Source organism: Nocardioides sp. (genome assembly GCF_036405735.1).
Lineage (GTDB): Bacteria > Actinomycetota > Actinomycetes > Propionibacteriales > Nocardioidaceae > Nocardioides.
The window spans coordinates 1-18,393 of record NZ_DASWXC010000014.1 but is presented as its reverse complement, the minus strand read 5'-3'; the positions used below and the strand labels follow the sequence as shown (position 1 = coordinate 18,393).

Below are 18,393 nucleotides of genomic sequence, written 5' to 3'. Positions count from 1 at the left end.
CGGGCAACCCACCCGACCGGGTCCAACGAACTTCGAATCGCGAAGGATCGCAGGAGCTATGCCGAAGCTGATTGCATTCAACGAGGAGGCCCGGCGCGGCCTCGAGCGTGGCATGAACACGCTCGCCGACGCCGTCAAGGTCACTCTCGGCCCCAAGGGCCGCAACGTCGTCCTCGAGAAGAAGTGGGGCGCCCCCACGATCACCAACGACGGCGTTTCCATCGCCAAGGAGATCGAGCTCGAGGACCCGTACGAGAAGATCGGTGCCGAGCTGGTCAAGGAGGTCGCCAAGAAGACCGACGACGTCGCGGGTGACGGCACCACCACCGCCACCGTGCTCGCCCAGGCGCTCGTCCGCGAGGGTCTGCGCAACGTCGCCGCCGGCGCCAACCCGATGGGCCTCAAGCGCGGCATCGAGTCCGCCGTCTCCGCCATCTCCGAGCAGCTGCTCGCCCAGGCCAAGGACGTCGAGACCCGTGAGCAGATCGCGGCCACCGCGACGATCTCCGCCGGTGGCGACACCACCGTCGGCGACGCCATCGCCGAGGCGATGGACAAGGTCGGCAAGGAGGGCGTGATCACGGTCGAGGAGTCGAACACGTTCGGCATCGACCTCGAGCTCACCGAGGGCATGCGGTTCGACAAGGGCTACATCTCCGCCTACTTCGTCACCGACCCCGAGCGGATGGAGACCGTCCTCGAGGACGCCTACATCCTGATCGCCAACCAGAAGATCTCGAACGTCAAGGACCTGCTCCCGCTGCTGGAGAAGGTCATGCAGTCGGGCAAGCCGCTGGTCATCATCGCCGAGGACGTCGACGGCGAGGCGCTGTCGACCCTGGTCGTCAACAAGATCCGCGGCACCTTCAAGTCCGTTGCCGTCAAGGCTCCGGGCTTCGGCGACCGCCGCAAGGCCATGCTGCAGGACATCGCGATCCTCACCGGCGGCCAGGTCATCTCCGAGGAGGTCGGCCTCAAGCTGGAGAACACCGGCCTCGAGCTGCTCGGCCAGGCCCGCAAGGTCGTCATCACCAAGGACGAGACCACGATCGTCGAGGGCGCCGGTGACGGCGGCCAGATCGAGGGCCGGGTCAACCAGATCCGCGCCGAGATCGAGAAGTCGGACTCCGACTACGACCGCGAGAAGCTCCAGGAGCGCCTCGCCAAGCTGGCCGGCGGCGTGGCCGTCATCAAGGTCGGCGCGGCCACCGAGGTCGAGCTCAAGGAGCGCAAGCACCGCATCGAGGACGCCGTCCGCAACGCGAAGGCGGCCGTCGAGGAGGGCATCCTCCCCGGTGGTGGCGTCGCGCTGGTCCAGGCCGGTGCGAAGGCGTTCGAGAAGCTCGAGCTCGAGGGCGACGAGGCCACCGGCGCCAACATCGTCAAGGTCGCCATCTCGGCTCCGCTGAAGCAGATCGCGATCAACGCCGGCCTCGAGGGCGGCGTCGTGGCGGAGAAGGTCGCCGGCCTCCCGGCCGGCCAGGGCCTCAACGCCGCCACCGGCGAGTACGTCGACCTGCTGGCCGAGGGCATCATCGACCCGGCCAAGGTGACCCGCTCGGCGCTGCAGAACGCCGCGTCGATCGCCGCGCTGTTCCTCACCACCGAGGCCGTCGTGGCCGACAAGCCGGAGAAGGCCGCCCCGGCGGGCGACCCCACCGGCGGCATGGGCGGCATGGACTTCTAGGCGCCCTTGCCCGGCAAGAGCGCGAGCTTGCTCGCGATTCTTGTCGGGCAACCCCAGCGCCAAGGTCGAGGAGCGTCGGCACGGACCGCGCGCCAGCGCGGGACGTGCGACGCGTCTCGAGACCCAGTCGCTCCAACGAAGCATCACGAAGCAGGGCCCCCGGACACCCGGGGGCCCTGCCTCGTTCTCCGAGCGGACGGGTTTACCTCCGTGCGTGGCAGGGTTACCGCGTGGACATGGACGAGCGCGCGGAGCGGTTCGACGCCGTCGTACGGGCGAGCGTGGATCCGCTGCGACGGTTCCTGGCCCGCCGTACCGACGCCGACACCGCCGACGACGTCCTGGCCGACACCTACCTGGTGGCGTGGCGGCGGTTCGCGGACATCCCGGACGAGCCGCTGCCGTGGCTGTACGGCGTGGCGCGCAACTGCCTGGCCAACGCCGAGCGGGGTGTACGCCGCCGGGCGCGGCTGGCCGCCCGACTGGCCGAGGAGCCGGCGACCGCGCCGGGCTCCGACGACGCCTCGGCCGTGCTGGAGGCCCTCGCCACCCTGCCCGAGGCCGACCGAGAGCTGATCCGGCTGTGGGCCTGGGAGGGGCTCGGTCCCGCGGACATCGCCACGGTCCTGGCCACTACCCCCAACGCTGTGAGCGTCCGGCTCACCCGCGCTCGCCACAAGCTCCGCGACCGGCTGCGAAAGACGAGCGCCGTTGCCGGACATGAAGGGACATGACGAACAGTCCCTCCGACGACGAGCTGCGCCACCGGCTCCGTGTCGCCGACCCTGCGGCCACACTCTCGCCCGCCGATCCCGACCGCGTCGCCGCACTGGTCGAGCGGGCGGTCACCAACGACGTGCGCGCCACCGGCCACCGCGGCCGCAACCCGCTCACCTGGCTGGTCGCGGCCGCGGCCGTGGTGCTGCTGGCGCTGATCGCGGGTTACGCGGTGTTCGGCACCGACGACCCGGTCCCGAGCGCCGGCGATGAGCCGACCGGCGCGCCCAGCGAGCCGGGGCCGGCCACCGTCGCGCTGACCACCCCCCAGGAGAGCGGACGGTGCATGGTCCCGTCCGCGGACGTCCTCGCTGTCCAGGAGCTGGCCTTCGAGGCCACCGCCATCGGCATCGCGGACGGGGTCGTGACGCTCGAGCCGGAGCGTTTTTACGCCGGGCAGGCGACCGACGAGGTCACGGTCACGGTCCCTGACGACACCGCGCTGCTGCAGCCGGAGCTGGAGTTCGCCGCGGGCACGACGTACCTCATCGCCGCCACCGGCGACGTGATCACCGGCTGCGGTCTGAGCGGCCCGGCCACCCCGGAGCTGCGCGCGCTGTACGCCGAGGCGTTCGGCGCGTGATCGGCGTCCGCGCCGGGCACCGAGAGGGATGACTGAGAACAACCCCGAGAACAACTCTGAGAACGAAGAGCTCGCCGGCGACCAGGACGCCGGACCCGCCTCCCGGCCGGCGGGAGCCGCCGCGCAGGAGAACCCGGGGGAGGAGCAGGACCAGGATGCCGGCCCTGCTTCGACACCGGACCAGCACGCCGAGTGAGCGCCTGATCCGCCGGGAGACTCGATGAGACTGCGGGTGACGGCCGCGGCCGCCGTACTGGCGTTGCCGCTCGTCGCCTGCAGTGACGACGCGCCCGGCTCGGCACCGGGCGGTAGCCCGTCGAGCGTGGAGCCGAGCGGTACCCCCTCGGTGGTCGAGCCGACCGGTGCTCCCTCGGTGGTCGAGCCGAGCGGTACCCCGTCGGTGGTCGAGCCGACGAGCGAAGCGAGTCGTGTCGAGACCACCCCACGCGCCACCAGCCCGGTGTCGCTGCCCGCGCTGATGCGCGAGGAGCTGCCGACCAGCCGGATCCGGGTCCTTCGCGAGCGGCTCAGCACCGACGCGTACCGCCGCTTCGAGGTCGCGTACCGCGCCGACGACGTCCGCGTTACCGGCGTCCTCTACCGCCCGCGGGGTCGCGGCCCGTTTCCGGGCGTCGTGCTCGCCCACGGCCACATCGAGCCGTCGATCTACGTGACCGGCCAGGGGCTCACGCGGGAACAGATCCGGCTCGCGAACGAGGGCTTCGCGGTGCTGCACACCGACTACCGGGGCCATGCCGGCTCCGATCCGGCCACCGGCGTCGACGTCGAGACCCGGCTCGGCTACGCCCGGGACACCATCGCGGCGGTGCAGGCGCTGGCGGGCCTGCCGTACGTCGACCCCGAGCGGCTCGGACTGCTCGGCCGCTCCATGGGTGGCGGCGTGGTGATGGACGTGCTGGTCGCTCGGCCGGGGCTGGTCGATGCCGCGGTGCTCTACGCCTCGGTGAGTTCGAGGTTTCTCGACAACCTGCGCCGCTGGACGATCCCGGAGCGACCGGACGCCGCGGAGGCGCTCTTCGATCGCTTCGGCCGGCCGGGACAGCGGCCGGAGTTCTACGCCGGCCTGTCGCCGCGCACCTACTTCGACCGGATCACCGAGCCGGTCCTCGCCCACCACGGCACCAGCGACGACTCGTGTCCGATCCGCTGGGCGCACACCACGCACGACTTGATGCGGCGGGCCGGCGTCGACAGCCGGCTGCGGGTCTACCAGGGCGAGGAGCACGCCTTCGGACCGCAGTGGGACCTGTCGATGCGACGCACCGTCCGGTTCCTGCGGGCAGAGCTGGACTGAGCCCCGTACGCCGCGTCGGTGCTGTCACCTGCCACTCGACCACGCGGCTGCCGGGGCGGCGTGGCCGGGAGCGCTGCCGCCCTCGCCGTCGCCGAGCTCCGCTGCTACGGACACGAGGAGACCGCCGAGCAGGAACGCGACGAGCACCGCCACGAGGGTGGAGGTCGCGAACGAGGGGAGGTAACGGCGCGCGCCGGTGGTCGCGGCGGCGGCCCCGTGGAACTCGTGGGTGAGCGCGTGACCCTTGCCGCGTTGCAGCAGGTACCGGTTCACGGGGTACGCGGCGACGAACGCGGCGGTGAAGGCGATCATCATGCCGACCCAGAAGACCGGGTTCACCAGTCCGGCGTCCATGGCGCCGGGGATGAGCGCCATGACGGCGTTGTCCACGACCTCCATGGTCGCGATCGAGACCGTGTCGGCGGCCAGCACGAGGCTGAACGCGGCGCCCAGGGCCAGCCCGCTCTTGAGCAGCGGCAGCGTCGAGAGCAGGTAGCCGAAGAAGAAGGCCAGCGACACGGAGATCGTGATGGTCCAGCCGGTGCTCAGCCCCACGGCGGTGCCGATCACCAGTCCGAGCATCTCGCCGATGGCGCAACCCGTGAGGCAGTGCAGAGTCGCCGCGACGGCCATCGCCTTGCTGCTGCCGTGGCCGACGTGGCCCGCGTGGCCTGGGTGGCCGTCGACCTCGTGATGGCCGTGACCGGAATGCCCATGCCCGTGGGCCTGATGGTGGTCATGCATCGATTCGCTCATGGCGCCCTCTCTGCGCTCGTGGTGTCGGAGTCATCAACATATACCCCCAGAGGGTATATTCCGAAGTGTTTTTGACCGCCAGGCTCGAAGCGCCCCTCGTGCTCACGATCGACGAGTGGCCGGCCCGGCTAGCATCCGCCGACATGGAGGAGGACCGTTGGCCCCGCGTCGAGGACCTGAACTGGGAACACGACGGCGATCTTTCGTGGCTCTGCTGCGAGCGCCTCGTCGAACAGGTCCGCGCTGACGACGTACCGCTTGTCTGCTTCGAGGTGTTCCGTGACGTGGGCATCGCCGTGGTCGACGGCGGCACCTCTTTCCTGCGGATCGAGTTCTGCCCGAACTGCGGCGTGCTCTTGCCTCCGCGCCTCAGGGATGAGTGGTTCGACCGACTGGAGGCGCTCGGCATCGACCCGGGCGAAGATCCGTTGCCCGAGGAGTTCCGCTCCAGTCGTTGGTGGCGCGACCGGCCGGCCTAGGTGCGTCGGGTGTAGCGGACGTCGCCGTTGGGGAGTCGTTGGGTGTGCCAGGCGGGGTCATGGGCGCGGTGGTGGTGATGGGCGCAGAGCAGGATGCCGTCGGCGAGGTCGGTGGTGCCGCCGTGGGACCAGGGTTGCCGGTGGTGGGCTTGGCACCAGGTGGCGGGGATGGTGCAGCCTTCGGCGCGGCAGGTGTGGTCGCGTAGGGCGAGTGCTTTGCGTTGGGCCGGGGTGAAGAGGCGTTGGGCACGGCCGAGGTCGAGGACCTCGGATCTGGCGCCGAGGACGGCGGGGATGATCTTGGCGGTGCAGGCCAGGCGGCGGGCCTGGTGGGCCGTGAGCCGGTCGCCGCCGATCACCGTGCCGGTGCCGAGGTCGTGCCGGAGCTGGTCCAGGCCGATGGTGACGATCACGGTGGTGGCGTCTCCGCCGTGGATCGGGAGCCGTTGGGGGTCGATGGTCTCCAGGAGCTGGCAGAACGCCTGGCCCAGGCGGTGGGGGTAGGAGCCGGTACCGGCCTGGGTGGTGGTGCCGTCGGTCTTGCGGGGGTTGGTGAACGCCTCGAGGTAGGTCGCCAGCCGGTGGGCGGTGGCGTTGGGCAGGATGCCGGACAGGCGGGTGGTGCCGTCGGGCAGTGGTTTCAGCGCGAGCTTGGTCTTGGCGTGGGCGTGGGCTTCTTCGGCGGCGAGGAGTCGGGCTTCGTGGGCTTCGGCGGCTTCGGGGGCGGCGATCTCGAGGATCCTGCGGCCGGCGATCTTCAGCTCCTGCGGCCGCAGCGTCTGGGCCGCGGTGATGAGTGCGTGCTCGGCCCGCTTCCGGGTCACGATGTCCACGTCGTCCGGTAGGTCGTCGAGGGCTTGGGCGATCACGCGGGACTGGGCGAGGTTGACGCTGCCGGCTCCCAGCGCTTCTCGCAGTGCGGCGTACTGCTGGTCGAGCCTGAGGGCGAGGTGCTGGTCGGCACGCGGTGCCCGGACGTCCTGCCGTGTCTCTGCGGCCAGCCAGGAGGCGGCGTCGCGGGCGCCGGTAGCTTCGGCGACGTCGCCCGCGGCCGCGAGGACGCGGAGGCGGACCTCGGCCAGCCGGGCCTCCAGGGTGGCGAGGTGGCGCAGCAGGTCGGCCTTGTCGCTGGTGGTCAGGTAGATCGGATCGGCGTCGGCGATCGCGTCCAACGCCTCGGCCATGACCTGCGCGCAGCCCAGCAACGGCGGCTGGCCGGAGGCGAAGGCGATGGTCATAGCGAGTCCCGAGAGAGTGGCTGTCCGATGCTCGTGACGCTACAAGCCGGCACCGACACTCCGGTCCGGGCGCCTCGGTCGTCCAGCAGCGGGTGCCCGGGTTGCGGTGGTCTCGACACGTTCGGCCCTGGCGGGCCTCACTCCTCGACCAACGGGGGAGGCGGGCCTCACTGCTCGACCAACGGGGGAAGCGGCCTCACTGCTCGACCAACGCGGAAACGCGTGGGAAGGCGTGGCTGGCGCTCTACCCTGGCACCCCCGCGGTGTTCGAGGGGACGAACGATGGACGAGGACGACCTGTGACCAAGCGTGCAATCCGGATAGCGATCGCCGTTGCCGCCTTTGTCGGCTATGCCGAACTGCCGGAGCCGTGGAGCTCGGTCGCACTATTCGCGTTCGTCGTATGCGTCCTCGGTTTGCTCGGGATCGGGCGAGTCGCGCCGCGGCAGAAGCGTCCTGACGACAGGCCGACGACGATCGTCGTAGCGAGCGCCGGCAACCGACCGATCGAAGTCGTCAAGGTGTTCCGGGAGTACACCGACACACCCGCGAGCGATCTGATCCGGCAGCTGAAGTCAACGCCAGCGCTCGTCGACGTGTCGGTGGCCGCGGCCGAGGTGGGCGATCTCATCGCTCGACTGGAGCGACACGGTGCCGAAGTGGACGCGATCCCGGGCACACACCGTCGCTAGAAGACGTTCAGCGGCCGGAACTGCACCGAGATCCTCGGGCCGGCGTGGGCGACCTTCGGCACGGCGTGCTCCCAGGTGCGCTGGCACGACCCGCCCATCACGACCAGGTCGCCGTGGCCCATCTCGACGCTGAGCGACTCGCCTCCACCGCGCGGTCGCAGCATCAGGCGGCGCGGGTCGCCGAGGGAGACGATCGCGACCATCGTGTCGTGCGACCGGCCGCGCCCGATGGTGTCGCCGTGCCAAGCCACGGAGTCGCGTCCGTCGCGGTAGTAGCAGCACCCGGCGGTCCGGAACGGCTCGCCGAGCTCGGCCAGGTAGTGCTCGCTCAGCGCGTCCCGCGCCTCGGTGAGCGCCCGGTGGGGGAGCGCGTCGCCGGCGAGGTAGGTGTGGATCAGGCGGGGTACGTCGACCACCCGGTCGTACATCTGGCGCTGCTCGGCCCGCCAGGGCACCTCGCTGACCAGTGTCGCGAAGACGTCGTCGGCCTCGGGGAGCCAGGTGCGGCGTACGTCCACCCAGGCGCCCCGCGAGAGCGGCCGGCGCTCGATGCCGGCGAAGTCGGGTCGGCCCGTCTCCGGGGCCGCGAACAGCGACGACTGGAAGTCCATGCCACCACGATAACCCTACTTCGAACGGATGTTCGATAGCGGTCGCAAGGCGACTGCTCGCGGAGTGGCGAGATCCGCGTACACGCCGCGCCGGCGAGACTTACCCTTCTGCCGTGGAGAACACCCTGGCGGCGCGGGAGGTGCGCTCGCTGAAGCACGTGCAGGTGCGGGAGTATGTCCGCGCCCTGATCGTGGACGAGGCGCCGGGCTCGCCGGCGCCGTCCGAGCGGGAGCTCGTCACGCGGTTCGGCGTGGCCCGTATGACGGTACGCCAGGCCATGGACTCGCTGGTCGCCGAGGGCCTCTTGGAGCGGATCCCCGGTCGGGGCACCTTCGTGGCCCGCCCCCGCCGCGCCAGTACGCCGGTCCTGAGCTTCACCGAGCAGATGCAACGCCGCGGACTGCTGCCCGAGTCGCAGACCCTGGTGGCCCGCCGCGAGCAGGCCGGCCCCGGTGTGGCCCGCGTGCTCGGCCTGACCGAGGGCGACCCGGTCATCCACTGGCGTCGGCTGCGCCGCGCCGACGGCACCCCGATGTGCATCGAGGACGCCTACCTCAACGAGGTGCTGCTGCCCGGCTTCCTCCAGGGCGGCACGCCGACCAGCCTGTACGACGACCTGGCCACCCGCGGGCTGCGTCCCACGTGGGTCGAGGACTCCATCGCCGCCGACCTGGCCGCCCGCGAGGAGGCCGAGCTGCTCGAGATCGGCCCGGGCGCGGCCGTGCTGCGGACCCAGCGCCGCGCGCTGTGCGACGACAAGGTCGTCGAGGTCTCCCGCTCGGTCTACCGCTCCGACCGCTACACCCTGCGCATCCAGCTCGCGCAGGAGGACTGACCGGCCCCCGCGGGCGCTCAGCGGTCCAGCGCCCCCAGCGGCGCGACGACGTCGCCGGACTCCTCGCAGATCCACACCGGGTCGGGGCCGCCGAGGTCGGGGGCGATGTAGAGCGAGTGGATCGCGACCTCGCCGACCGCCCCGCAGGCGCGGCACAGCGGCCAGCGTCCGCCGGTCTCGAAGAGCGCGTCCTGGACGTCCTGGGCGACCAGCCCGGCGACGTACACCGCCCCCTCCGGCCACTGGTCGGCCCACCACCCACGCTCCGCGACGGCGTCCTCGAGGGCGTTGACCGCCTCCGGGGTCGCCATGCCCCGCGCCTGCAGGTCACGCAGGACGAGCGCGCGGGCTTCGAGCATCAGTGCGGGATCCATCGGGTCCATGGTGGCGTACGACGCCAACCGGCTCCAGAATCGTCGCGTGATCCTGGTCGACCCGCCGAGCGTCCCCTCCCGCGGCCGGCTGTGGTCCCACGTCGCCAGCGACACCTCCTACGACGAGCTGCACGCCTTCGCCCGCAGCGTCGGCATCCCGGCGCGCGGCTTCGACCGCGACCACTACGACGTGCCCGCCGAGTGGTACGACGCCGTGGTGGCTGCGGGCGCTGTGCCCGTGCGCAGCCGGGAGCTGGTGGCGCGGCTGGTGAGGGCCGGCCTGCGACGCCGCAAGGGTCGCTGACGGGTCCCCTGGCGGCTCCGCTGTGAGGTCGTCAGTGCGTCCCGACGGGCGGGGTGTCGACGACCGGCTCGATGACCGGCGTCTCGGCGAAGGCCGTTGCCGGTGCCGGAGCGCGCCGGTTGCGCACGATGACCAGTCCGGCGAGCGCGATGACCAGGCCCGTGAGGCCGGCCACGAGCAGCCCCCACTGCCATCCGCCGAGGTCGATCGCGGCGCCGATCAGCGGGGCACCGCCGGCGCTGCCCACCATCATCGCCGAGCCGTGCCAGCCCATCGCCTCGCCGCGGCTGCCGGCGGGCACGACCCGGGACAGGTCGTCAGTGGTCGCCGTGACCGTCGGCGCGCAGAACAGGCCGCTGAGGAACAGCAGCACGGTGAACCAGGTCCGGTCGGGTGCGACGGCGACCAGCGCGGTGGAGGCCGCCAGGAACACCAGCAGCACGGCCGCCGGAGGGTGGCGGCTCAGGGCGCCGTACACAATGCCGCCGATGGCCGAGCCGGCGCCCCACACGGCGAGCACCCAGCCGATCGAGGACGGGTGGCCCCACTCGCGCAGGGCGGCCACCGTCGCCAGGTCCTCGCCGGTCAGCGTGATTGTCGCGACCACCGAGATGGCCAGGATCGCGAAGACCGCCGGCGACATCCAGGTCCGCGCCTGGACCTGCGCGGTCGGGGTCGCGGACTCCTGCGCGCTGCGCAGCGGCGGGTTGGCCCACCAGATCAGCGCCGCGCCGGCCAGCGACGCCATCTCGCACGCGAACAGCGCGATCGGGGTCGGCACGGAGGTGGCCAGCAAGACGCCCGCGACGGGGCCGACCATGAAGGTCAGCTCGGTGGCCACGGAGTCGATCGAGAGCGCGGTGGTCCGCTGCCGCTCGCTGACGGCGCCGATCAGGACGGTGCGCACGATCGAGAAGCTCGGCACCGTGAACAGTCCGGCCACGGCGGCGCACGCGAGCAGCGGCCAGTAGCCGACCCACGGGCCGATGCACCAGCACACCAGCAGCACCGCCAGCGACGGTGCGACGGCGCGCCGCAGCCCGAGCCGGTCCAGCCGACGGCCGCGGAACGGGCCGCTGACCCCGAGCGTGACGGCCTGGATCGCGGCGACCAGCCCGGCCTCGGTGTAGCTGCGGTCGAGGTGCTCGACGACGTGCAGGGTGAGCACGACGCTCGCGGCCCAGAGGGGGACCCGGACGACCATCCCGAGCAGGAGGATCCGTCGTACCGCCGGGATCCTGAAGAGCTCGGCGTACGTCGTGAATCCCATGGCTGAGATTGTCTCGTCCGCAGCCGTCTTTGCCGAATCCTTTTCGGCGGCTCGCGATCCCAGCAGGCCGGGGAGTGTCAGCCGGCCTCGACCACGGGGACGTCGAGCTGGTCGAGCTCGCGCCGCAGGTTGGCGCGGGCCCTGGCCTCCCAGGCCTCGCGGGCGTACGCCGTGTGGAAGATCGTCTCCTTGGCCAGGATGCCGCCGAGCACCTGCGCGCGGCCGGCGCGGAAGTCGTCGTCGCCGACGTGGCCGAACTCCGCCCGGACGGCCCGCTGGTAGTCGGCGTAGCGCTCCGCCGGCGCGGCGAGGATCGCCAGGTCGGCGTCGGAGAGCGCGCAGCCGTTGCGGTCCTCGGCGGCGGGATGGTGGGTCTCGGTGAGCCGCACCAGCCGGGCGACCTCGGCCCGCACCGGCTCGTCCACGAGGCCCGCGAGGCCGTCCTCGGCCCACACCGCGGAGCGCTCCTCAGCGTCGCGCTCGCCGTCGTACACGCTGTCGTGGAACCACGCCGCGAGCGTCACCGGCAGCTCGTCGAACGGCGTGCCGGCCCGGCGCAGCTCGCCGAGACGCTCGAGCACGTCGGCCAGATGGCGGGTGTCGTGGTAGCGCCGGTCGCCGTGGGCGTACGCCGCCAGCAGGGCGTCACGGAGCTCAGGGGCGTGCGGGAGGGGCCAATGTTGAGGCAGGTCCACGCGCCCAGTATCCGTGGCCGGAGCATCCGGCGCCAGCGAACCCGCGGTGCGGCAGCGGGGCGAGGAGCGCTCAGACGCTCCAGCTGCGCAGCCAGATGGTGTGCGGGGACGCCTCGAGCTTGGCCAGCGAGTCGGCCGACACCGCCTCGGCGGCGTCGGTCACGACGTACCCCTGCTCGCCGCGAGTGGCGAGGTACTGACCGGTGACGTTGACGCCCTCGGCGGCGAACAGGTTGTTCACCTCGGCGAGCACGCCGGGCACGTTGACGTGCAGGAAGCCGATGCGGTCGCCCTCGCCCAGCGCCGGCGGCTGCACCGCCGGGAGGTTCACCGACAGCGCGGTGGAGCCCTGGCGCTGGAAGCTCTTCAGCTTGGTGGAGACGAAGTAGCCGATCTCCTCCTGCGCCTCCTGCGTCGAGCCGCCCACGTGCGGGGTCAGGATGACGTTGTCGAGGCCGCGCAGCGGCGACTCGAACTCGTCGCCCTGGGCCTTGGGCTCGATCGGGAAGACGTCGAGCGCGGCGCCGGCGATGTGACCGGACAAGATGTGCTCGCGCAGCGCCTCGGTGTCGACCACCATGCCGCGGGCGGCGTTGATGAACAGCGAGCGCGGCTTCATCTTCTTGAACTGCTCTTCGCCGAAGATGCCGGCGTTGCCGGGCCGGCCGTCCACGTGGAGGCTGACGACGTCGGCCTCGGCCAGCAGCGCGTCGAGCGTGGGCATCCGGCGGGCGTTGCCGTGCGCGAGGCGGTCGGCGATGTCGTAGAAGATGACGTACATGCCCATCGCCTCGGCGAGGTTCGACAGCTGGGTGCCGATGTTGCCGTAGCCGATGATGCCGAGCGTGCGACCGCGGACCTCGTGGCTGCCCTTCGCCGACTTGTCCCAGATGCCGGCGTGCATCTTCTGGGTCTTCTCCGGCAGCCGGCGGGCCAGGCTGATGATCTCGGCGATGACGAGCTCGACGACGCTGCGCGTGTTGGAGAAGGGCGCGTTGAAGACCGCGATGCCCTTCTGGGCCGCGTAGGAGAGGTCGACCTGGTTGGTGCCGATGCAGAAGCAGCCGATCGCCCTGAGGTCGGGCGCGTTGTCCAGCACCCGCGGCGTGATGTGGGTGTTGGAGCGGATGCCGAGCATGGTCACGCCGGGCAGCGCGGCCACGAGCTCGTCCTCGGACATGGAGGCGCTGCGCAGCTCGACATCGAAGCCGGCCGCCTCGAGGTTCTCGACGGCGACGGGGTGGATGTTCTCCAGCAGCAGGACCTTCTCGCTCACGACTTCCAGGGTAGGCGCACGAGGCTCCCTCGGCGGAATCGCTCCGAGGGGTGGAACGGCGCGGTGCCTTCCGCGTGGTCGCGGGCTCAGAGCAGCGTCAGCCGCACCGTCACCGTGTCGCCGATCTCGACGCCCTCGCGACGGCGGACGTCCTTCTTGACCGGGAGCACGAAGCCGCGCTGCTTGTCGGGGAAGACCGACGTGCGCCAGGTGGAGGCGCCGATGGTGACCTCGACCCGGACCGACCCGAAGCCGTGGCGCGGCCCGGCGAGCAGCCGGATGTCGTCGTCGACCTCCTCCGGCACGGTGAGGAAGACCCAGGCGGCCTCCTGTCCCTCCCAGCGCCACAGCGCGGCGTCGAACTCCCAGCCAGCGTCCACGGGTGCAGACGCTAGCCGGGAGCTCCGACAGCCGTCGGTCAACGAGTCTCAGTCGCCCTTGACGTTGACGATCTGGCGCAGCGTGTGCCGGATCTCGACCAGGTCAGACGCGTCGGCCATGACCCGGTCGATGTCCTTGTACGCCGCCGGGATCTCGTCGATGAACGCGTCGGTGTCGCGGTACTCGATGCCCGCCATCGCGGTCCGCAGGTCATCACGGGTGAAGGTGCGGCGAGCACGCGACCGGGAGTACTCCCGACCGGCGCCGTGGGGTGCGGAGTTGAGCGCCATCGCGTTGCCGAGTCCGGTGACGACGTACGACGCCGTCCCCATCGAGCCCGGGATCAGGCCCGGCCGGCCCTTCTCGGCGTTGATGGCGCCCTTGCGGGAGAGCCACACCCGCTCGCCGAAGTGTGTCTCCGGCTCGGTGTAGTTGTGGTGGCAGTTGATCTCCTCCTGCCGCTCCACACCGTCCGTTGCGCCGACCCACTCGGCGAACTGCCGCACGACCCGGTCCATCATCTCCTCGCGGTTGAGCAGCGCGTAGTGCTGCGCCCACCGCATCTGGGAGATGTAGGCGTCGAACTGCGGCGTGCCCTCCTCGAGGTAGGCCAGGTCGCGGTGCGGCAGGTCGACGCCCCGCTGCTGGCACCAGGCCTGGGCGACCTTGATGTGCCGCTGGGCGATCTTGTTGCCGACACCGCGGGAGCCCGAGTGGAGGAACAGCCACACCCTCATCCGCTCGTCGACCGTCACCTCGATGAAGTGGTTGCCCGAGCCGAGGGTGCCGAGCTGCAGCGCCCACTCCTTCTTGTAGGACGCGGGGTCGAACCCGGCCGCGGCCGCCTCGCGCTCGAGCTCGGCGAGCCGGCGTTCGGTGTGCTCGCGGCTGATCTTGCGGTTGGCGGCGCCGGCGCTGAGCGGTACGGCGCGCTCGATGGCCTCCCGCAGCGGCCGCCGGTTCGCGGGCAGCTGGTCGAGGGTGAACTGGGTGCGGACGGCGATCATCCCGCAGCCGATGTCGACGCCGACGGCGGCGGGGATGATCGCGCGCAGCGTCGGGATGACCGACCCGACGGTCGCGCCCAGGCCCAGGTGGGCGTCGGGCATCAGCGCGAGGTGCGGGTGGATGAACGGCATCGACGCCGTCGTCACCGCCTGGTCGCGCGTGCCCTGCTCGAGGATCGAAGCCCAGTTGTAGAGCTTCGGGGTGATCTGTTCCATCGTGAGGTCCTGTGTCGTCGCCTTTCTCGTACGTTGCTGTGTGCTGGTCCCGGTGACCAACGGCGCAGGACGGTAGGCCTCACGAAATCCGTTGCACGACGCATTTCCCGTGTGCGTGCCGCGGGCGGCGGCCGCGTGGCTCAGCCGCTGGTCGGCGGCGGCAGGGTGGCCAGCGCCCAGCGGATCGTTCCCGTCGCGACCTTGCCGAGCACCGGCACCACGGTCCGCTCGGTGACCGGCAGCCAGGGCAGCCGCAGCGGTCGACGGGTCCAGCGCGGCATCAGGCCGACCGCGGCGGCGGTGAGCACGCCGTACGGCAGCCGGGCCGCGAGCGGCAGCGGCGGATTCAACAGCAGCAGGCTGACCGCCTCGCGTGCCTCCGGCGTGCCGCGCAGCTCGGGACGGAAGGCCGCGAGCTGGTCGGCCAGCTCGGTCTCGGTCATCGGCGGGTCCATAACCCCGAGCCGGCGGGCCACCTCCGCGGTCTGGGCGACGTACTCGTCCCGGCCGGCCTGGTCGAGTGGCCGCGCGCCGTACGCCTGGTGCGCCCGCAGGAAGCTGTCGACCTCCGCGAGGTGCACCCAGGCGAGCAGGTGCGGGTCGGAGGCGGCGTACGGCGTCCCGTCGGGCATCGTGCCGGTGACCCGCTCGTGGATGCGGCGGACCGTTGCCACGGCCTTCTCGGCGTCCTCGACGTGGCCGTAGGTGGTGACCGCCAGGAAGCGGCTGGTGCGGGCGAGCCGCCCCCACATGTCACCGCGGTAGCCGCTGTGCTCCGACACCGCCCGCATGGCGGCCGGGTGCAGGCTCTGCAGCAGCAGCGCCCGGATGCCGCCGACGAACATCGAGGCGTCGGCGTGCACCTGTGCGATCGGGCTGCGCTGGTCGAACCAGCGCGGCCCCGGCCGGCCGTGGATCCGCTCGCGGTGCCGCGCGCCGTCAGGCCCCGCCACGCGGGTGAACAGCTCCGCTCCGAGCTGGGCGCGGACGTCGGCGATCCTCACGTCATCGAGCGTACGGACCCGTGGGCATGCTCGTCGTTGGTCGAGCCGCCGGAGCCGTTGTCGAGACCTCTGGGGAGAGGGTTGCGTGGGTGCCTCGGCCACAGAGGTCTCGACACGCTCAGGCCTTGGCGGCCTTCGCTGCTCGACCAACGGGGGAGCGCGGCCTTCGCTGCTCGACCAGCGGGTGCCGGCGTCAGGCGCTGGCGACGTCCTCCGCGTCGATGATCCGGTAGGCGTACCCCTGCTCGGCCAGGAAGCGCTGCCGGTTCTGGGCGAACTCCGCGTCGACGGTGTCGCGGGAGACGATCGTGTAGAAGTGCGCGGTCTTGCCGTCGCGGCCCGGTCGCAGCAGCCGGCCCAGTCGCTGCGCCTCCTCCTGTCGCGACCCGAACGACCCCGAGACCTGGATGGCGACCTCGGCCGACGGCAGGTCGATGGAGAAGTTCGCGACCTTCGAGACGACCAGCAGCCCGATCTCACCGGAGCGGAACGCGTCGAAGAGCCGCTGCCGCTCCTTGACCGGCGTCTCGCCCTTGATGACGGGCGCGTCGAGGTGCTCGGCGATCTCGTCGAGCTGCTCGATGTACTGCCCGATCACGAGCGTCGGTACGCCGGCATGCCGCCGCACGATGTCCTCGACGACGTCGATCTTGTGGTGGGTGCAGGACGCCAGCCGGTAGCGCTCCTCCGGCTCGGCGGTCGCGTAGACCAACCGCTCGGAGGACGGCAGCGTCACGCGGACCTCGACACAGTCGGCGGGCGCGATCCAGCCCTGCGCCTCGATGTCCTTCCACGGCGCGTCGTACCGCTTGGGCCCGATCAGCGAGAAGACGTCGCCCTCGCGGCCGTCCTCGCGCACCAGCGTCGCGGTCAGGCCGATCCGGCGGCGGGCCTGCAGGTTGGCGGTCATCCGGAAGATCGGCGCGGGCAGCAGGTGCACCTCGTCGTACACGATCAGGCCCCAGTCCCGCGCGTCGAGCAGCTCGAGGTGGGGATAGACGCCCTTCCGCTTGGTCGTCAGCACCTGGTAGGTCGCGATCGTGACCGGACGGACCTCCTTGACCGACCCGGAGTACTCCCCGATCTCGTCCTCGGTGAGCGACGTCCGCCGGACCAGCTCGTCCTTCCACTGCCGGGCGCTGACGGTGTTGGTGACCAGGATCAGCGTGGTGGCCTTGGCGTGGGCCATCGCGGCCGCGCCGACCAGCGTCTTGCCCGCGCCACAGGGGAGGACGACGACGCCGGAGCCGCCGTGCCAGAACGACTCGGCCGCCTCGCGCTGGTAGGGCCGCAGGTGCCACTCGGTCTCGTCGAGGTCGATGGCGTGCGCCTCGCCGTCGACGTACCCCGCGAAGTCCTCGGCCGGCCAGCCGATCTTGAGCAGCGCCTGCTTGAGGTTGCCGCGCTCGCTCGGGTGCACCGCGACGGTGTCGTCGTCGATCCGCGCACCCAGCATCCCGGCGACCTTCTTGGCGCGCAGCACCTCCTCGAGCACCGGCCGGTCGCTGGAGACCAGCACGAGGCCGTGGACGGGGTGCTTCTCCAGCCGCAGCCGGCCGTAGCGGGCCATGGTCTCGGCCACGTCGACCAGCAGCGCGTGCGGGACGGCGTAGCGGGAGTACGCCAGCAGCGTGTCGACCACCTGCTCGGCGTCATGCCCGGCGGCGCGGGCGTTCCACAGGCCGAGCGGCGTGAGCCGGTAGGTGTGCACGTGCTCGGGGGAGCGCTCCAGCTCCGCGAACGGCGCGATGGCCTTGCGGCAGTCGCTCGCGCGGGGGTGGTCGACCTCCAGCAGCAGGGTCTTGTCCGACTGGACGATCAGGGGGCCATCCACGCCGGCAAGGGTACGTGGGGGCGCTTACTCCCCGGTGAACCGCGGCTCCCGCTTCTCCACGAACGCGGTGACCGCCTCGTGGTGGTCGCGGGTCTGGTGCAGCAGCGCCTGGACGTCGGCGGCCTTGTCGAGCATCTCCGCGAGCGTGAGCCGGTCCGACTCCCGCAGCAGCTGCTTGGCGGCGCGTACGGCGACCGGCGGGTTCGCCGCGATCCGGTCGGCGATCCCGCGGGCGACCGGCAGCAGGTCCTCGGGGGCGACGACCTGGGACACCATGCCCCACGCCAGGGCGGTCTCGGCGGAGATCCGGTCGCCGGTCAGCGTCATCTCGGCCGCCCGCGCGGCACCGACGACCCGCGGCAGCAGGAACGAGCCGCCGTCGCCGGGGATCAGGCCGACCTTCACGAACGACTCCGCGAAGAACGCCGTCGTCGACGCCACCCGGACGTCGCACATCAACGCCAGGTCGCAGCCGGCGCCCACCGCCGCGCCGTTGACCGCGGCGACGATCGGCACGGGGCAGTGGAACAGCGAGCGGGGGATCCGCTGGATGCCGCGGCGGTACCCGTCGGCGATCTCCGCGCCGGTGCCCCCGAACATCCCGGACCGCTCGGCCATCGCCTTGACGTCGCCGCCCGACGAGAAGGCCGACCCGGCACCGGTGAGCACGATCGCCCGCACCGACCCGTCGGCGGCGGCGCGACCGGCCGCCTCCTCGAGCGCCTCCACCGTCGGCAGGTCGGAGATCGGGTTGCGCCTCTCGGGCAGGTTCAGGGTCCAGGTCTCGACGTGTCCGTCGCGATCGATCAGCAGGGGCTCGGCCATGCCGGCGACCCTAGCGAGGGATCAGGACTCGGCGGGCCGGACGTCGAGGATGCGGTGCACGGCGTACGCCCGGGTGTCGTCGGCGCGCCGGTCGCGCGCCACGAGCTGACCGCCCTCGACCCGCACCGGCTCGACCACCCGGTCGCTGCGGGTGCCGTGGTTGTCGACGTAGGTGATGACGACGGTGGTCGCGGTCTCGACGGCCTCGCGCAGCGCCGCCAGCGCGCCCGACG

The 18,393-nt window shown here is 71.7% G+C and carries 22 protein-coding genes; 9 read left to right on the top strand and 13 right to left on the bottom strand.

All coding sequences use genetic code 11. The features are described from left to right. Nucleotides 1–58: 58 nt before the first annotated feature. From groL to VGE38_RS02440, 5 genes are all read left to right on the top strand, one after another. The gene (gene groL, locus VGE38_RS02460) at nt 59–1,687 is read left to right on the top strand and encodes a chaperonin GroEL (protein ID WP_331140947.1); all 1,629 of its coding nucleotides are present in this window, start codon (nt 59–61) and stop codon (nt 1,685–1,687) included. Nucleotides 1,688–1,923: 236 nt separating this feature from the next. Beyond that, on the top strand, nt 1,924–2,421 hold the full coding sequence (locus VGE38_RS02455; protein WP_331140967.1) for an RNA polymerase sigma factor: 498 nt from the start codon (nt 1,924–1,926) through the stop codon (nt 2,419–2,421). After that, complete coding sequence (locus VGE38_RS02450; RefSeq protein WP_331140946.1) at nt 2,418–3,047, top strand: hypothetical protein; 630 nt, start codon at nt 2,418–2,420, stop codon at nt 3,045–3,047. Before VGE38_RS02455 ends, VGE38_RS02450 begins: the two co-directional genes overlap by 4 nt. A gap of 28 nt (nt 3,048–3,075) precedes the next feature. Then, on the top strand, nt 3,076–3,243 hold the full coding sequence (locus tag VGE38_RS02445; protein WP_331140945.1) for a hypothetical protein: 168 nt from the start codon (nt 3,076–3,078) through the stop codon (nt 3,241–3,243). Nucleotides 3,244–3,267: 24 nt separating this feature from the next. Further along, nucleotides 3,268–4,362, top strand: coding sequence for an alpha/beta hydrolase family protein (locus VGE38_RS02440; RefSeq protein ID WP_331140944.1), 1,095 nt, complete (start codon nt 3,268–3,270; stop codon nt 4,360–4,362). A 24-nt stretch (nt 4,363–4,386) separates the two neighbouring features. Here VGE38_RS02440 and VGE38_RS02435 read toward each other — a convergent pair whose 3' ends face one another. Continuing rightward, complete coding sequence (locus tag VGE38_RS02435) at nt 4,387–4,995, bottom strand: DUF4396 domain-containing protein (RefSeq protein ID WP_331140943.1); 609 nt, start codon at nt 4,993–4,995, stop codon at nt 4,387–4,389. Between the two features lie 221 nt (nt 4,996–5,216). Here VGE38_RS02435 and VGE38_RS02430 point away from each other — a divergent pair, with 221 nt between their 5' ends. After that, nucleotides 5,217–5,597, top strand: coding sequence for a DUF6980 family protein (locus VGE38_RS02430; RefSeq protein WP_331140942.1), 381 nt, complete (start codon nt 5,217–5,219; stop codon nt 5,595–5,597). Here VGE38_RS02430 and VGE38_RS02425 read toward each other — a convergent pair. Then, entirely contained in the window at nt 5,594–6,835 is a 1,242-nt protein-coding gene (locus VGE38_RS02425; RefSeq protein WP_331140941.1) for an HNH endonuclease signature motif containing protein, read from the bottom strand. The genes VGE38_RS02430 and VGE38_RS02425 overlap by 4 nt on opposite strands. 299 nt (nt 6,836–7,134) lie before the next feature. Between VGE38_RS02425 and VGE38_RS02420 the strand changes: the two genes are divergently transcribed. Beyond that, nucleotides 7,135–7,527: a hypothetical protein gene (locus VGE38_RS02420; RefSeq protein ID WP_331140940.1), complete on the top strand. Its 393-nt coding sequence runs from the start codon at nt 7,135–7,137 to the stop codon at nt 7,525–7,527. Here the strand turns inward: VGE38_RS02420 and VGE38_RS02415 are convergent. Beyond that, nucleotides 7,524–8,138 carry an alpha-ketoglutarate-dependent dioxygenase AlkB gene (locus VGE38_RS02415; RefSeq protein ID WP_331140939.1) on the bottom strand — a complete coding sequence of 205 codons (615 nt, stop codon included), beginning with the start codon at nt 8,136–8,138 and terminating at the stop codon, nt 7,524–7,526. The two genes, VGE38_RS02420 and VGE38_RS02415, sit on opposite strands and share 4 nt — an antisense overlap. Before the next feature lie 113 nt (nt 8,139–8,251). Between VGE38_RS02415 and VGE38_RS02410 the strand changes: the two genes are divergently transcribed. Then, the gene (locus tag VGE38_RS02410) at nt 8,252–8,974 is read left to right on the top strand and encodes a GntR family transcriptional regulator (protein ID WP_331140938.1); all 723 of its coding nucleotides are present in this window, start codon (nt 8,252–8,254) and stop codon (nt 8,972–8,974) included. Nucleotides 8,975–8,991: 17 nt separating this feature from the next. Here VGE38_RS02410 and VGE38_RS02405 read toward each other — a convergent pair whose 3' ends face one another. Then, nucleotides 8,992–9,348, bottom strand: a complete 357-nt coding sequence (locus VGE38_RS02405; RefSeq protein WP_331140937.1) for a DUF8819 family protein — start codon at nt 9,346–9,348, stop codon at nt 8,992–8,994. A 7-nt stretch (nt 9,349–9,355) separates the two neighbouring features. On the opposite strand from VGE38_RS02405, the gene VGE38_RS02400 reads away from it, so the two are divergent. Then, a complete protein-coding gene (locus VGE38_RS02400) occupies nt 9,356–9,652 on the top strand; it encodes a DUF4031 domain-containing protein (protein WP_331140936.1) in 297 nt (98 codons plus the stop codon). A gap of 31 nt (nt 9,653–9,683) precedes the next feature. On the opposite strand, the gene VGE38_RS02395 is transcribed toward VGE38_RS02400, so the two are convergent. The 9 genes from VGE38_RS02395 to VGE38_RS02355 form a co-directional block, all read right to left on the bottom strand. Next, entirely contained in the window at nt 9,684–10,922 is a 1,239-nt protein-coding gene (locus VGE38_RS02395; protein ID WP_331140935.1) for an MFS transporter, read from the bottom strand. 77 nt (nt 10,923–10,999) lie between these two features. Continuing rightward, nucleotides 11,000–11,617, bottom strand: coding sequence for an HD domain-containing protein (locus VGE38_RS02390; RefSeq protein WP_331140934.1), 618 nt, complete (start codon nt 11,615–11,617; stop codon nt 11,000–11,002). Between the two features lie 70 nt (nt 11,618–11,687). Further along, the gene (serA, locus tag VGE38_RS02385; RefSeq protein WP_331140933.1) at nt 11,688–12,893 is read right to left on the bottom strand and encodes a phosphoglycerate dehydrogenase; all 1,206 of its coding nucleotides are present in this window, start codon (nt 12,891–12,893) and stop codon (nt 11,688–11,690) included. Nucleotides 12,894–12,979: 86 nt separating this feature from the next. After that, complete coding sequence (locus VGE38_RS02380) at nt 12,980–13,273, bottom strand: DUF1905 domain-containing protein (protein ID WP_331140932.1); 294 nt, start codon at nt 13,271–13,273, stop codon at nt 12,980–12,982. A gap of 48 nt (nt 13,274–13,321) precedes the next feature. Then, nucleotides 13,322–14,497, bottom strand: a complete 1,176-nt coding sequence (locus VGE38_RS02375; RefSeq protein ID WP_331140931.1) for an RtcB family protein — start codon at nt 14,495–14,497, stop codon at nt 13,322–13,324. 140 nt (nt 14,498–14,637) lie between these two features. Continuing rightward, complete coding sequence (locus tag VGE38_RS02370; protein ID WP_331140930.1) at nt 14,638–15,501, bottom strand: oxygenase MpaB family protein; 864 nt, start codon at nt 15,499–15,501, stop codon at nt 14,638–14,640. Between the two features lie 193 nt (nt 15,502–15,694). Then, entirely contained in the window at nt 15,695–17,335 is a 1,641-nt protein-coding gene (locus VGE38_RS02365) for a DNA repair helicase XPB (protein ID WP_331140929.1), read from the bottom strand. 24 nt (nt 17,336–17,359) lie between these two features. Next, nucleotides 17,360–18,160: a crotonase/enoyl-CoA hydratase family protein gene (locus VGE38_RS02360; protein ID WP_331140928.1), complete on the bottom strand. Its 801-nt coding sequence runs from the start codon at nt 18,158–18,160 to the stop codon at nt 17,360–17,362. A 21-nt stretch (nt 18,161–18,181) separates the two neighbouring features. Continuing rightward, nucleotides 18,182–18,393: WYL domain-containing protein (locus tag VGE38_RS02355; RefSeq protein ID WP_331140927.1), on the bottom strand; the 212-nt coding region annotated here is incomplete at its 5' end.